The sequence below is a fragment of the Flavobacterium sp. K77 genome, assembly GCF_021608205.1.
Lineage (GTDB): Bacteria > Bacteroidota > Bacteroidia > Flavobacteriales > Flavobacteriaceae > Flavobacterium > Flavobacterium turcicum.
This window is the reverse complement of record NZ_JAKIHO010000002.1, coordinates 242,049-256,639: the sequence shown is the minus strand read 5'-3', so window position 1 is coordinate 256,639 and position 14,591 is coordinate 242,049. Positions and strand designations below refer to the sequence as shown.

The 14,591-nt window shown below is 28.0% G+C and carries 18 protein-coding genes; all 18 read right to left on the bottom strand.

The features are described from left to right. Positions 1-226 precede the first annotated feature (226 nt). The gene (locus L1S34_RS06820) at positions 227-382 is read right to left on the bottom strand and encodes a hypothetical protein (RefSeq protein ID WP_236363374.1); all 156 of its coding nucleotides are present in this window, start codon (positions 380-382) and stop codon (positions 227-229) included. A gap of 399 nt (positions 383-781) precedes the next feature. Then, complete coding sequence (locus L1S34_RS06815) at positions 782-1,120, bottom strand: hypothetical protein (RefSeq protein ID WP_236363373.1); 339 nt, start codon at positions 1,118-1,120, stop codon at positions 782-784. After that, positions 1,101-1,826 carry a nucleoid-associated protein gene (locus tag L1S34_RS06810; RefSeq protein WP_236363372.1) on the bottom strand — a complete coding sequence of 242 codons (726 nt, stop codon included), beginning with the start codon at positions 1,824-1,826 and terminating at the stop codon, positions 1,101-1,103. Before L1S34_RS06810 ends, L1S34_RS06815 begins: the two co-directional genes overlap by 20 nt. Continuing rightward, entirely contained in the window at positions 1,823-2,698 is an 876-nt protein-coding gene (locus L1S34_RS06805) for a DUF6602 domain-containing protein (protein ID WP_236363371.1), read from the bottom strand. Before L1S34_RS06805 ends, L1S34_RS06810 begins: the two co-directional genes overlap by 4 nt. Before the next feature lie 191 nt (positions 2,699-2,889). Further along, a complete protein-coding gene (locus tag L1S34_RS06800; RefSeq protein WP_236363370.1) occupies positions 2,890-3,582 on the bottom strand; it encodes a hypothetical protein in 693 nt (230 codons plus the stop codon). 130 nt (positions 3,583-3,712) lie between these two features. Next, positions 3,713-3,820 carry a DUF4113 domain-containing protein gene (locus tag L1S34_RS06795; RefSeq protein ID WP_370637586.1) on the bottom strand — a complete coding sequence of 36 codons (108 nt, stop codon included), beginning with the start codon at positions 3,818-3,820 and terminating at the stop codon, positions 3,713-3,715. Between the two features lie 255 nt (positions 3,821-4,075). Continuing rightward, positions 4,076-4,420 (bottom strand): hypothetical protein, encoded by a 345-nt coding sequence (locus L1S34_RS06790; protein ID WP_236363369.1) that lies wholly within the window; start codon positions 4,418-4,420, stop codon positions 4,076-4,078. A gap of 116 nt (positions 4,421-4,536) precedes the next feature. Beyond that, positions 4,537-4,935 (bottom strand): NUDIX hydrolase, encoded by a 399-nt coding sequence (locus tag L1S34_RS06785; protein WP_236363368.1) that lies wholly within the window; start codon positions 4,933-4,935, stop codon positions 4,537-4,539. A gap of 293 nt (positions 4,936-5,228) precedes the next feature. Further along, a complete protein-coding gene (locus L1S34_RS06780) occupies positions 5,229-6,095 on the bottom strand; it encodes a hypothetical protein (RefSeq protein ID WP_236363367.1) in 867 nt (288 codons plus the stop codon). A gap of 104 nt (positions 6,096-6,199) precedes the next feature. Then, positions 6,200-6,916, bottom strand: coding sequence for a hypothetical protein (locus L1S34_RS06775; protein WP_236363366.1), 717 nt, complete (start codon positions 6,914-6,916; stop codon positions 6,200-6,202). An 8-nt stretch (positions 6,917-6,924) separates the two neighbouring features. Continuing rightward, positions 6,925-7,920 carry a PD-(D/E)XK motif protein gene (locus tag L1S34_RS06770; protein WP_236363365.1) on the bottom strand — a complete coding sequence of 332 codons (996 nt, stop codon included), beginning with the start codon at positions 7,918-7,920 and terminating at the stop codon, positions 6,925-6,927. 4 nt (positions 7,921-7,924) lie between these two features. Beyond that, entirely contained in the window at positions 7,925-10,090 is a 2,166-nt protein-coding gene (locus L1S34_RS06765) for a Z1 domain-containing protein (RefSeq protein WP_236363364.1), read from the bottom strand. A gap of 3 nt (positions 10,091-10,093) precedes the next feature. Next, positions 10,094-11,629 (bottom strand): ATP-binding protein, encoded by a 1,536-nt coding sequence (locus tag L1S34_RS06760; RefSeq protein ID WP_236363363.1) that lies wholly within the window; start codon positions 11,627-11,629, stop codon positions 10,094-10,096. Then, complete coding sequence (locus tag L1S34_RS06755) at positions 11,622-12,914, bottom strand: DNA cytosine methyltransferase (protein WP_236363362.1); 1,293 nt, start codon at positions 12,912-12,914, stop codon at positions 11,622-11,624. Before L1S34_RS06755 ends, L1S34_RS06760 begins: the two co-directional genes overlap by 8 nt. A gap of 17 nt (positions 12,915-12,931) precedes the next feature. Next, positions 12,932-13,189 (bottom strand): helix-turn-helix domain-containing protein, encoded by a 258-nt coding sequence (locus tag L1S34_RS06750; protein ID WP_236363361.1) that lies wholly within the window; start codon positions 13,187-13,189, stop codon positions 12,932-12,934. 3 nt (positions 13,190-13,192) lie between these two features. Further along, positions 13,193-13,435, bottom strand: coding sequence for a hypothetical protein (locus tag L1S34_RS06745; protein ID WP_236363360.1), 243 nt, complete (start codon positions 13,433-13,435; stop codon positions 13,193-13,195). A gap of 36 nt (positions 13,436-13,471) precedes the next feature. After that, positions 13,472-13,621 (bottom strand): hypothetical protein, encoded by a 150-nt coding sequence (locus L1S34_RS06740; protein ID WP_236363359.1) that lies wholly within the window; start codon positions 13,619-13,621, stop codon positions 13,472-13,474. A gap of 111 nt (positions 13,622-13,732) precedes the next feature. Then, on the bottom strand, positions 13,733-13,972 hold the full coding sequence (locus tag L1S34_RS06735) for a hypothetical protein (protein ID WP_236363358.1): 240 nt from the start codon (positions 13,970-13,972) through the stop codon (positions 13,733-13,735). Positions 13,973-14,591 lie beyond the last annotated feature (619 nt).

The following is a 14,591-nucleotide window of genomic DNA, read 5'->3' as shown; positions in this document are numbered from 1 at the left end:
GTATAAATATGTTTAATACGTCGCAAAAATGCGGTGATTAATTGATTTATTCACCGCATACTATTCAGAAGCTACATTAGGTTTTGAACTAAATTAACCCGTTTTCGAATTGGCCACCCGGGCGATAGAGAACAAGCGAAGCAAATCACCTCAAATACAAAACCATATTCCCATTAAGCCCAATGCTCAAGTACGTTGTGGTGGCTGTTACGAAGTATAATAATTCTCAGTTTGTTTTTTTATTTCCGTTTTCGTCGAATCCATTTGGCCATTCTCCATATCTATTTTTGCACTCAAATACATTTTGAGGTTGTCCCATATTGCCATAAAATTTTTCATCTTCTTTTTGTTGAACTAACCTTTTCCACTCCTCATCTTCCATCGCTTTTTTATTGAATGAGGACAGTTTTTCTGATTCAGAATATTTTTTACTATCAATTATTTTATTGATTCTTTGTTTTTGATCAGAAGTTAGTTTACCAGCAATTTGCTTCCATAAATCTGATATTGGATTTTTAATAACTAGTTAAGATAATATTTCAATTTCCTCATCAATTAGATTTCTAGGAAATTCATCAGGATTAAAGTCTTTCATAAATAATTACTTCGTTTTCAACTTTCAGTTTCTAATTATACCTCCTAACGTTCTAGTAATATAGCGGCTTAGGGTTTAAATTAAGCCCATTATTAGGATTTGCCAAATCATCCAACACAAAACCACTTTCAAATTAATCCAACTGCCCAAATCCGTTATAGCGTGTATTGGCAGTAGTTTTTTTATTTAGATATTTTTCAAAACAATTAACTTATCTACAGAACCAGTATTAATCTCTGTTTGCAAATTAGATAGGCTTTCAACATTAAGATTATCAATTATTTCAATATTGCCTAATCTTGCAAGAGAGCCTGTTAATGTTAGATTATAAGACAAAGGAATTGTAATTCTGTCTAATTGAAGTCTTTTGTCTATTAAAGTATTTATTTTAGCAAAGCTTGTAGGATATTTTTCAGCAACAATTTTTTTATCATAATCTGATTTTAGTTTACCTTCCAAATGTTCCTCTGAAAATTTTTTTGCGGATATTATACCAGAGGTGTTTTCACGATATAAAACTTTCAATGCATTGACCGATTCTATCTTGTAAGTTTGTTACATTTTGTTCTATGAAATAAGTTGTATCGTCATAGAAGTTTTTCGATTTTAGTTTATCGTTTTTTTCAGTAGTTAAACCTAAAAAATGAGAATAAAAATATTCTGTTAAATCTTTCTTTTGTAATGAAAATTGGTCATCAAACATAAAAGGCAAGAAATGAGTAGCGTTTTTAATAAAAAAACCAATTTTATAGAAATCTTTAGCAGGTGAAAGAAAAATATCTTTTAACAAATTTAATTTTCCAGAACTAATATTAAATGCTTCTTGAAGTTCTGCTTTAATGATAAAGAAAAAATATATTCCTTTATCTGTTAGTCCTTGTCCCATTAAACAATAACCTCCTGGGATGTTTATTCTAAAATGTGTAGAAGCTAAATTTTCAGCTAATTCTTGAGTTGTTGTAATATATTTTTTTTCATCTTTTGATGAAATTGTCTTTAAAACATCATAAATACTAGCATCACCTTTATCTTCAAATTCTAATTGAAAAGTTTTCGAAGTATTCGTTAAAGCTTCTTCTAATCTGCTTATCAAGATATCTTTTTCAGCTTCGCTAAAAGTCAAAAGTTCCGTTCTATTAATAGAATAGGCATCTTTAGTTTTAGTTTTTGGAAATACCTGATGTGCTATTAATCTATCTATTGACGCAATTTTTAATGTATTTATATTCATAGTTTATAGATATTGTTCAATGTAAATTGAAATAAATTATTCGTATATTCTCTTAAATTAGGTGTTGATAAAACGGAATTGTTTAAATGTTCCAAAACCATCATATATTGATAAATTAAAACATTTTGTTCTTCATTAATATTTATTAAAATCCAAATATTTTCTTCAGTTTCAAATTCTGGATATAAATTTATTTTAAGCTTGCCTACTTCAAATTCTTTTTTATTTACATTTAAAATCATTCCTTGGTCTAAAAGAACGATGAAATTTGGTAATTCGGAATTCGGTTTAGAATTAAAAAATTTACCAATTTTAGTTGCGTCTAATTGTGATGAATTTATAAATATCATAAAACTTAATAGAGGATTTCTACAAGGTAAATTAGTTAAATTTTGTTCTATATAAAACCCCGAATTAGCAGTTTCTATAAATTTAGGGTCTATCAAATCTCTTTTTAATTCTTTTTTTGTTCGTTTAATGTTTTTTGAAAATGATGAGATTAAATCATTTTTATAAAACGATTTTTTTATTTCCGCAAAGCAATAAACTGTTTCAAAATAAATTAATTCAGATTTATCTGAAAGATTAAATAGAATAGGATTTTTCGAGTTTTCTGAAATTATTAAATCATATTGCGGACTAACTTTCAGCGTTTTATCAATAATATGACCATCGCAAACATGATATTTTGGAAAAAGTTTTTCCTTAAAAAAATTTTTAACAGAAAGTTCTACTTCATCTCCTGATGCTCTTATATTTTTTAATTCACTTTGAATACTTCCTGACAATCGATAAGCCATCAAAATTTTTTCAACATCGTGTTGAAAATATTTTGATAATGTCAATTTAGAAAATGGCTTTAAATCATCCATATTTTAATTATAAAATTGCGTTAGATTCTTGACTCTTCGGTAGAATTGCAACCAATGTTCCCAAGTTATGCACAGTTTGGGACTAAAGTACGCCCATTATTAGGATTTGCCAATCTTCTAAATTCAAGACCGGTCTATTAAGCCAATTGCCTAAATCCTTATTAGTGGTTATTGGTGGTTGTTATTTAACATTAAACTTTATGAGTAGTTTTTACAAAATACACTTCAGTGTTCTTTTCATAGTAAAATACTAATCGCAAATTTTCAGCATCATTTATTTTAACTTCAGAAACAAATGTGTTTTCTTCAACTTCTTTCACATCTCCTGAAAAGAAAGCGCTAATTATATTATAAACCAATTCTTTAGGATGTTTTAAATCGTTAATTTCTTTACTTGTAGAAAGAGGTACGCCTTGAAAGCTAAAATGTTTGTAACAATGAAATATTCCTCCAATAAAGTCAAATCCTTCTTTTTTATTTTCTTTAATATCACGATATAAATCAATTCTTAAAAGTTTCTCTTGGAGCTTCCCTTCAATAACTTCAACAACATAACAAAATTGTTCTGTTTGTAAAGTTTCAATAAATCTTTCTAAAGTAATCCAAGGTTCTAAATCATAAATTGCTTTGATAACATCTTTAGCATTACCTGTTCCAAATCTTTCTGGATACGTTGTACAAGCAATTCTAATATTTCTTTCAATTATCGCTTTAAACATATTTGTGGGTATCACATAAAATCGTTTTCCGCCAATCACAACTAATTCATAATTATTTATTGCTATGCCAACTTTTGCGTGATTTTTCTTTTCGTGGTCCATTAATAAAACAGACTTCTGCTTTATAAATTCTCTTACGATTTTATATTCTTCAATTTGTAGCATATTTGGGAAATTACGGCTAACTAGATTATATGCTTAAAAAAGATTCTTATATACACCAAAACTTGAGTAAAGTGGCAGATGTTTGTCTAGCTTTATCGCTTTTCAAATATATATAACTTTTATTACAATATTACAATTTTATGGAGATAATTTCCTTAATTTTCATGGTGAAGGATGCAGAAAGTTTTTCCTGTTTCATTCTCCACTGATTGTCTAACGAATGGGTAGCGAATTTTATTTCTTGGACCCATAACTATTTTTAAGAAGGTTGAAATTGGTAGTTAGGAAATAGAGGGAAATATTTATCAACATAGTGATGCTCCCCCCTTCAATTTTTCATGCTTTATGAAACTAAAAATTCTAGAAACTCTATATAATGACTAGCTATGCTTGACGTTTGGAGCAACAATTTAATATGATTGAGCCCCATCTTTAGTGAGTTGGAGTAAAAGTTAAGCAATTTAATATTGATTTGATTTTAAAACATTTTGCTTTAGCGTTTTATTGGGTTCTTTATTTTGCCTTTTTCTTTATCGTCATATTCACTTTCCAGTCCGAAAGAAGAGTACTTTTTATTTTTCCAGGACCCATTTTTAAATTGAAAATAGTACTTTAGTGGACAGTCATTTTGATCATTGTTTAGTACTATTTCTAACACGTCTTTATTTTTAAAAACTAATATTTTGTCAAATGCATCTATTTCTGATAATCGATTCAATATCGTTTTTTTATTTATGTTTTTATTTATGTCAATGGTATAATTGGGCAAGTAAACTTCGCCAACAATCATTAAGTATTTATCTTTATTGTACTGATGCAAAACCCAGTAATGTTTCAAGTTATGAGCATTTATAGTAGCACTACTACAAAATTTAATTTTTTCAGATACTTGACACATATAAAAGTATATATTTTGTACTTTAGAGATCTTTTGAAAATATATGTTCTATTTATTTAAAATAGCTCATTTTTATTTTTCAAAAAATCAAAAATAATTTTGTCTACTTCAGATATTATGTCCAGATCTTTATAACTAAGCCACCTAATTTCTGCTATTTCATTATTTTTCTTTAAAACCCCTAAGTAGTCTGCTTTATAACAGTTCATTTTTACATTGATACCCTTTGTATCTCCGTCAGATTGAGCGATAAATGTTCCTACGTAAATAATTGTTTCCTGCAAAATATCAACACTCAATTCTTCTTTAATTTCCCGTATTAACGTTTCGTGATCCTTTTCATTATTTTCTCTTTTTCCTCCCGGTATGTAATATTTATTTTTGCCTATCGATTTAGTGCTTAAAATTTTCCCGTTTTCTAATACTATCAGGGCAACTTTATCTATTTCTTTCATCATATAAAATTTTTCTAAAATTAATAAATTATCAGATTTTACACTAACACAGGATAATGAAGAAAAACGATTTGTTGAATAAAATAATTTTTAAATAAATTTTTAGCGGCAGTAGTATTGCATTTTGCGACTAGTTTAAAAAATAACCCCGAAGTTAGGAAACTTCGGGAATTTCATTTTCCCCGCGTTTTTAGATGACTCTCTGGTGAAAATATAGATTTGAAACGCTTAAATCAAATTAGCAGGACGATAACTTCATAAAGTTTAGAAACGATTTACTAACAAGTGATCGGCTATTTTAAAAGTAATATCATCAAATTTTCTTGAGTATATCTTCGATAGAATTTTAAATATCCCAAATAAGAAATATAAGTTAAAAATGCTGAAATAAAAAAGATAATTGATTCATTATTAAATTCTTCGCTTAAATTTATATTTAGATTTTCGTTAAATAAAAATATCTTCAGAAACATAAAAACACTAAGTAAATTAAACACTAAACTAATTACTCTTAAAAAACCGTATAAGGAAACATAATTCATCAGTTTAGGTTGGTGTGGGGCGTTGACGTTATAACTATAATGTATTAATAATTTGTTATAGTCGTGATTTATAAAATCAATTTGCAAGTTATTATTTAGCCTTTTAAAAACAACTTCAATTTCAGTTTTAATTAAATTAATATATGGTTCTCCTAATGATTTCTTGTAAACAGAGTTGTTTAGGTCTAATAACTTACCAATAGTGATACTTGAAATTGAAATCGGAGACAAGAAAACAAATAGTAAAAATCTAAGACTATAAGATACAAATGTTGCTTTTTTATCAATATTTTCATTTTTTCGTTTTTTTTCAAAATATGTACCCGAACCATTAATAAGTAGAAGATTTTTAGAAGGATAACCAAACATCCAAACTGTAAAATTTTCAATTGTCAAAGTAGAAAGAAAACTTAAAATATGACCTAAAGTATATGATAATATTACGAAAAATGTAATATGAACAATTGAAATATCCGTATTTAATGTTTTGATATTTTCATAATAAAAATAATATTCTAAGCCATTAATATTTTGCAAAAAATAAAATAAAAATAAACCAAAGGCACCGGGTATGAAATAACCAAGAAAGTCAAAAAGAGAAAAAGGATTTTTTTCCATAAAATGATATAAAATTATTGATTTTACAATTTTTAATCTATTCTAAAGTGTTAAAAGTAAACATACTAATACACTCTCTTTATTTTTATTCAATCTAATAAGTTTCAATTTTGCTTTTTATATAAAGTATTAATTAAATTAAACCAATCTTTAAAGGTCATACTTTTATATTTGTCAAAATAATACTTGGTACAAATCTCAACCGCTTCAAGAACTCTGTTTTTTTCTAATAACGGGTTTAACAAATTCAATACTTGAGTGTCTGTTATTTCATAAAGTTTCTCTGGAAAATAAATTTCGGCTGGCTCCGAGACTAAATCCTCATTATCTTTAATTTTAATTTGATTATCATCAAATAAAACAGGAATTTTTTCAAAAAATAAATCCAAATTTTCTCTTCTAAAAAGAATTATTTTTTCTCCATTGGAAAGGAAACCTGTTTTAATTTCATCCTTTTTAATATCCGATTGAAGAGAGTTTCTGGAATATAAAGAAACATTGTTCCTCGCATTTAATCGTTCCTTAATTTTTGATGGGTTCCAACAAACCACAGTATCATTATCCACATCATAACCTAGAATTACAAATGGTATATTGGCTTTAAATATTTTGTCAAAATGGTCGCTAAATGGCAATTGAACACGAGTTACATCTGGAGAGTTTTTGAAATATGCTGGAGATAAATTTTTAAGAAAAATAAAAAATGGTTTATCGTAAATTTCTATAAAAAATGGATTTCCATCTTCATAACTAAATCCGTCAATACCGCTAAGAGTTTCAACGAATTTTATTTTAAGTTCTTTGGCTAATATATTCCTCATATTGTAGATTAACTAATTGTCTGTTTTATTAAAGATTTATGTAACAAAGAATTGGTTGGCATTTTTTTTAATTCTTCAGTTTTTGATAAATCGCAATCAAAATGAATATTTGAAACTTCTAGTCTAATGGACGAAGTTTCAATTTTAGGAACTAATTCACTATCAAAAAAAGCCAATGAATCGATAGCAAGTTGATAATCAAAATAGTGTTCAAAAATTTTTTCAAAATCGATCCCCAACGTTTCTACAAGCACTTCATTTATCCTAAATAATACATCTTTGTTTTTTACTTTTTCGTCAATCAATTTAACAACGTCAAAAATAGTTTTACCTTTTCCTGTTTCAACTGCAAATACAGAAGCTATGATGAGTTTTGAATTTTTGTTAGGGTTTAGTTGTTCCAAAGAAAAATTATGTATTCTTCTACTTTTGGATGTGCTTTTTACCTCTATTTTATCTATACCATCATTAAAATCAAATTTATCTTTTGGAGAATAATGCCAAGCTTTTACTAAATATTCTGGATTGCTTGATTGCTCAATAACTAATAATTCTGCCCAAAGCCCTTGAACTGTTTTAGTTGGCAATTTTGAGAATTTATTAAACAAGCTAACTAGTTTTTCAACTTCAATTTTAAGTTCTTTTAACTTTGTTGTTTCTGGAAGCTTTACGATAACAAAATATAAGATATTTAAAAAATACTCTTGTAAATCAATTGAATCCGTTTTTAATGCAATTACAGTATAAACACCATTTGCAATTTTTTTATCATTAGATAATAATTGACATTTTTGATTAAATTGAATTGATATAGATTCTAAATTATAGTCCAATGATTTTTCATTAGTTTCATTCTCACATTTAATAAAAAACAAAGGCAAACCGTCTTTAGACAATCCAATTTTATGATTTTTTATTTTGGGTAAATTAGCAATAGTGAAGCCATCTATTTTACTAGGTGTTTCATTCTTTAAATCTTGAAATATTTTAAAAATAGAATGCATAGGTTTATTTATTAATGCCAACAAATGAATGTGCAAAATCTTCTGGATAATATATACCAAGAGTGTGAACTAATTTATTGTCCCATTGCATTGATGGATGTTTTAATCTAATCCTATGTATTTGTATACAAATTGAATCTTCAAAACTCACACCTTTATCTCCAGGATATTTATCCGTTCCAGATAATGCCCGACCTGAAAAAATATTACTAATTTTTAATTTACCTTCTTCAGTATCTAAACTTCTTCGTCTTCCTTCTTCAACTGAATAAGCCATTTGAAAAATATAAACATGATTTACTTCTTTTTTATCAGCTAAAAACCTAAGATACTGAATAGTAGAGGACTTTCGTAAGGCATCTGGCATATTAGCAATTTTGAAATTCTTTAAAAATTCTATTGCTGCATTAATATCAATTTTTATATATCTATGGCGTCTGTCAGGAGTGACAAAATCCTCAAAGTTTGTAAAAGTATTGTTGGCTATAAATTTCTCTACAAAAACATTATTTTCATCTATATGTTGCAAAGCATTAAGTTGTCTCCATCCGCTAAGTTTATGCTTTATCAAATCAACTGATAAAATGTTATTTCTTGTTGGATTTACATTTCCACTTAAAATTAAAAGTTGCTCATATTCTTCTAAAGAATGCTCTTTTAAATTAGCTCTAAATATCTCTTCATGCTCAACATATTCGCGATATTCCATTATAGATTCGTTTGGTAGATATACTCTACAACTATCTAGGAAATTTCTTTTATATCCAAAAAAACGACAACGCTGCTGAATAGTATCTGCATTAGATTTACCAATACTATATCTTGGCATATATGAAACCATTAAGCCTTCTACTGTATAGCCACGATTAAGCATATCGGCACCCACCAAAATATGAGCTGTTGCATTACTCCAATCAATCTCTTTAGAACCTGCGATAACTAATTCAATATTTGTATCAAGTATAACTTGCAAGACTTCAACCATTACCTCTTTAAACTCTGGTGGATTTTGAATCCTTCTAACTGCCTCACTATAATTCTCTTTGAATTGTTCAATAAGTTCTGATTTGCTTGGATCTCCATCAGGCAATTGTAATCTATCTTCCCAGCTATCTTTTAACATTTTTACCCAATCGTGAAATTGACGACTAACATCTTTTAAGCTATCTGCGTGAATTAACATAGATAGAAAATTCTCTTTCCCTTTTATATTTACAGTAATTGCAACACCACATATAAAAACTTGTAGTGCATTAATTAAACTTTGTGGGCATTCAGAAAGTTGATTTTTTTTATGATGATATACTTCATTTTCAGGAATAGAAATTATCAAATCCGTATTATCTTCAAAAAATGTTTTGCCGCCAGTATATGATTTTCCTGGAGTTAATACTTTGTGGAATTTTGGAGAAAGTAAATCCATTATATTAATCAATAATGGACCTTGTGGTGTTGCTGTATATTGAATATAAGAATGGTTAGTTAGTGCAGCTCTCAAATTTAAGATGCTTGAATAAGTAGAACTAAATTCATCTTCTTCCCAATCTTCACTTTTGCTGTTTTTTCTTCCATAAGTATTCAAACTGGCTTGGTCAGCTTCATCATCAATTATTAAAACACCATTATTACCAAGAGCTTCTTTTACTTCAAATGTTTCAAAAACTTTAGTTAATGAGTCAATTGAATCAAATCGCTTTAAAATAGTGATTAAAATTGCAGGTTTTTGATTGAGTAATAAAGCTCCTTTTATTTTTAAATGAACATTATTTTTAATAGTAGGGTTTTGATATACTTTATAAAACCTACTATTATCTGAATCAGTAAGTAAATCTTTTTTTAATCTATTTGTAGTCTGCTCAAGGAGGTTATTTTTAATTCCAGCAAAATATATTATAATGCGAAAGCCATTATCAATTGCTAACGCAGTTAATGTGGTAAATGACATAGTTTTACCACTTTGAACATAACCAATAGCAATACCTGTAGTACTTCCAATAGTTTCAACAGGATTTATACAGTTTTTTAAAATACTTTCAGATTCATGTAACAAAGTTTCCTTTTCCTGACTATCTAATTTTGTAAGCCGATTTATTAAATCTAAGGTTCTTGAACCTTGAATTATATTAAATTCAGATTTATTTTCATTGATTATTTTAATTGTATCCGCCATATTTTAAAGGTTTTTTATAAAAGAATTGAAATTCAATCTTACATTTCCAGCTCCTTTAGTTCCCTGAGATGGTGCAATAATTTCTGCTAAAACAAGCGACCTAATAATTAACAGAATGGGTTGATAATCCTCTTCCTTTTTTAATTTTTCAAATCGAGTAAAGAAAGGATGAGCCAAATTTATTTTATAAATTACTTTTTTTGAAAAAAGTTCATCTTCCAGAATTATCATTGAATATAAATCAGATACAGCATGTTCAGTTATTAAATCAAGGCGCAATTTATATTTTTCACCTTTCAATTCAATGATTTCTTCATGTGAGTCAATTGTTTCTGCTTTATTAGAAAACTCAATATTACTTGCAGCAAGAGATAGATTTTCAATTTCTTTTATTGAAGTATCTAATTTAGCTTTAAGCACTTCTTTGTCAGCAGTTTTCTTTAAAGTATTAACAATGTTCTTACCAACAACTTTGTTGTCTTCAATGGTTTTAGGTTTTATATATTTTTCTGCTTGTGTATATAAATCAAAATCTTTACTTGATATTTCAGTTTTTAAAGCCTCCATTAATGCTTCTAAATCATCATGTTCCTGAAAACTCCCTTTATTAAAACTAACTGAAAATCCTTCTAGTTCTAACTCTCCAAAAATTCTTTTATATCTTGGAGAACCATTTTGTCCACATAATACTTTTGGTCTATATTTTTCATCATGACTACCTTCAATAACTCTTCCTCTACGAAAAAGTGATAACCCATTGACAGTACTTGAACTCATTGTACTAAGTATTGCAATGAAACCATTCACTTTATATTTTCCTGATGAAAAATTTATTTCTTTTTTCCATTCAATAGAAGAACCATTAAGATCAGTATAAAAAGGAGCTTTTAATATTTCCGGCTCTTCATATATTAATTCTTCATCATTGATAAAAAGTTTCATATCACCGTTGCGAATGAACTTTCTATAAATGCTTAATAAATGTCTTTTTATCTTGTCAATCTGATGATTAGATGGTGCATTTTTTGAAAGTTGATTTAAAGTTAATTCGGTGAAATGTGTTGTCATTTCTTTCCTTAAAGTTTCTACTTCCAATAATTCCTTTTCTTCAGCTAATACTTTTTTCAAATCAAATTCAACCAATCTTTCTTCATCTTCATCTAGCGCAGCAGTTCTAACTGACCATAAATCAGCTAACCAAATGGAGGCAGTTTTCATACCCATTCCGAATTCATGAAGACCTGTATTATCAATAGGAATTTTTGCAGGTTCAAAAGCCCTTACATAATTGTCAATATCAATCCCAGCTGCATTGTCGTATATTTTTATAAAGTCATTGTCTTTATCAATATTAATTCTTACTTCAAATTGGTAATTGTTATTATTGGCCGCTTTTAGTCTTAATTTATTATTTTCAAAACTTTGAACAGCGTTATCTACATATTCACCTAAAGCAAACCAAGCAGTATTTTTTAAGTTTCTAAATTGGCCGTAAACACCAGTTTGGATTTTTATTGATACGTTTTCTATATTATTCATAATCTCTAATCAGATTAATTGCTATTTTTTTTACAACTCCAACATTTACTGCATTTCCTAATGCTCTAAATGCTTTTGCAACTGTAGGTGGTAACTCTTTTAAGTCTTCCATACACTGCAATTTAGCTGCTTCTTTTCTAGTCATATATCTTCCGAGCCATGGGAAAATTGGAATTTGTGTTGTTGTAAGCACTAATGCTGGTGAGTAAGTTGGTTGCTTCACTCTTATACCAGATGGTCTGAATTGAACTATTTTATCGTTAATTGTTAGTGGTCCTTTATCACCACAGTTCCATTCAAACTTTTGGTGACTATTTTCAAATTCTAAAATTTTTGGAATCCAATTATCTAACCATTCCTTATGCTTTTTATAAAATTCTCTATTAGCACGGATATAATACTTTTTCCAAACAGGAAATTCACTTTGATTAGTTTTTAACCCATCTTGAGCATAAGTCGGTAAACATTTAAGCATGTCATCAAATGAGTTTCCTTGTATTAAAGTTCCAAAAGTTCCTCTCTTGTTTTTCAAATCTTTTGCATCTAACTTAATTGGAGCTTTACCTTCAAAAGGATAGTCTGCCCCAAATTCCATAGCCCAGATTGGAAATCTAGGAACTTCTTCAGGTTTTAAATAATCTAAAAACTCCTGCCAAATCGCTAAATGGTTTTTTGTAGTATCTTTAAATGTCATGAAATCATTATCATCAAGAATGATTATATCATGTATACTTATATTTTCTTTTTCCTCTTTCTCAGGAAATTTAAAATCTTGTAATCCTCCTTTTTCTTTTAATCTTCCAACAATATAAAATCTTGAACGGTGTTGAGCAATACCGAAATGATGTGGTGATAAAATCTCTTCTTTTACTTCATATAATTTTGATAATTCATCAAATATTACTTTCCAAGTATTACCATCATCATGACCTTTTAAATTTGCAACATTTTCTAAAAAGACAAACTCAGGCTTATGACGATTTAATATTTCTACTATTTTGTAAAATAAATTTCCATTTCTTGGGTCTTCTAAACCTAATCGAGCACCAGCTTTTGAAAAAGGTTGACAAGGAAAACCAGCACAAAGAATATCATGACTTGGGATTTTATTTACATCAACTAAATTAATATCACCTTCAATTTTGGTGTCATGATTTTTTTCATATAAATCTCTAAGTTCGCTATTTAATTCACTTGCAAAAACACATGAATGACCTAAATCATGCAAAGCCAAATGAAAACCACCTAGACCTGCAAAAAGGTCAATAAATTTTAATTCCTTCATTTATTAATTTAGTATTCTTATATTTTGTTATTAATTACCGTAAAATCAAATTCTAAAAACCATGAAAATTTAGAAAGATAATCCATACTAAAATTAAATTTACCTCCTTCAATTTTTGATATGGTAGTTCTACTAATATTCATAATTTCTGCTAATTGCTCTTGATTATACCCTCTCTTTTCTCTGATTTCACGAATAGATTCGCCAATCTTTACGCGGCAACTATTGAGATACTCATCTATATTTTTGGATGTTAGTTTTACCTCGGTTTTCATTTTTTAAGCTTCTGTTATTTGTCTAGTAATAATTTCAATCGCTTCTTCTTTACTAACCGTATTTCCAAATTCTTGTAAAGATTCTTCGTCTTTGTAAACACCATTACGATCATTCCAACACAACCATTCTATTAAATCTAACCTAGACCAAGAATTTAATTCTTTTTCCAAAGCTTCTCCTTTCAATTCCATCAATTTATAGTATGGATGTTTTAGTTTTTCTTCTTCACTAATGTATATACTCATAATACTAATGTTTTAATTTTGCTCTCTTTTGATTCTTTACTCTGGGTTGACAAACAAGGTTCCTAAGTGCTCTACACCATCATTATCAACCACCATAAGCCAAACATTCGTTACAACACCATGAACTCCATTAGAAAGATTAACTTCTACTTTTTGTTCACTCACTTTAATCACTCTTCCTTCCACTTGAGAATAGTCGGATTTATTGATTGTTACTTTATGACCAATTAAATCATTTGTATCAACTTCTACTACTTCTAAATCACCTAAACGAACTTTATTAATTGGCGGAAAAGATTAACCTGTATTCAAAGCTTGAATATCTGCTCTAGGTCTTTCATCATCAGCTGTTACCTCCAACACAACAAACAATTGATTCGGATTCTCTTCTTGTAGCGGCGTATGAAATTTTACGATTTGTCCTTTTTCAATTGGTTTTATAATTAATCCCTTTATGTAGATTATTTCGTATTTTATTGAACAAAAATAGTAAACCGAGCACAATAAAGTGCAATATATTGAACATTTTATTAACAATTTTATACAATTTCAATAAAATAATAATTAGTTTAAGGTTAGTAACTGATTTTAAAGTAAAAAATTTCTTTTTTGATTATTATAAAAATAAGGCTAGATAGCTCTTGTAGTGAAAACTACAATAGATTTATAGTTCTATATAAATGTAGATTTATATATTTCTATTTCAAAATTAATAAAGTTTTTAGGACTAATAATATGTCTTTAATCGCAATATCTCTCTAACATTTCCTCTATTTCAAGAATTGAAGATTTATTAACCAATGAAAAATCAAACTCACAAGCAAATCCGATACGTAAATTTCGTAATTCTTTACGCAGTTCTTCCTTTAGTTCTGATGATTCTGGATTGTACAGTTTGTATGCTAATTCGCTACTGAATTTATAATTAAGGCGTTCAATGCAATCATCTGAATCTTTTAAATCAACTTTAAAGTTATCGTATTATTCCATGTATTTTTTATTTAATAAATAGAAATATAGCGAAGTGAGTTCCCCTTTAGGACAAGCATTTAAAAAATCAATAATCAAAAGCATCATATCATGCTGTTGCTGACAATCGGGTAAGTCGCCCAAATAAAAGTTGCAGTAACAATTAAGTCTGAAACATTTTGTTGCT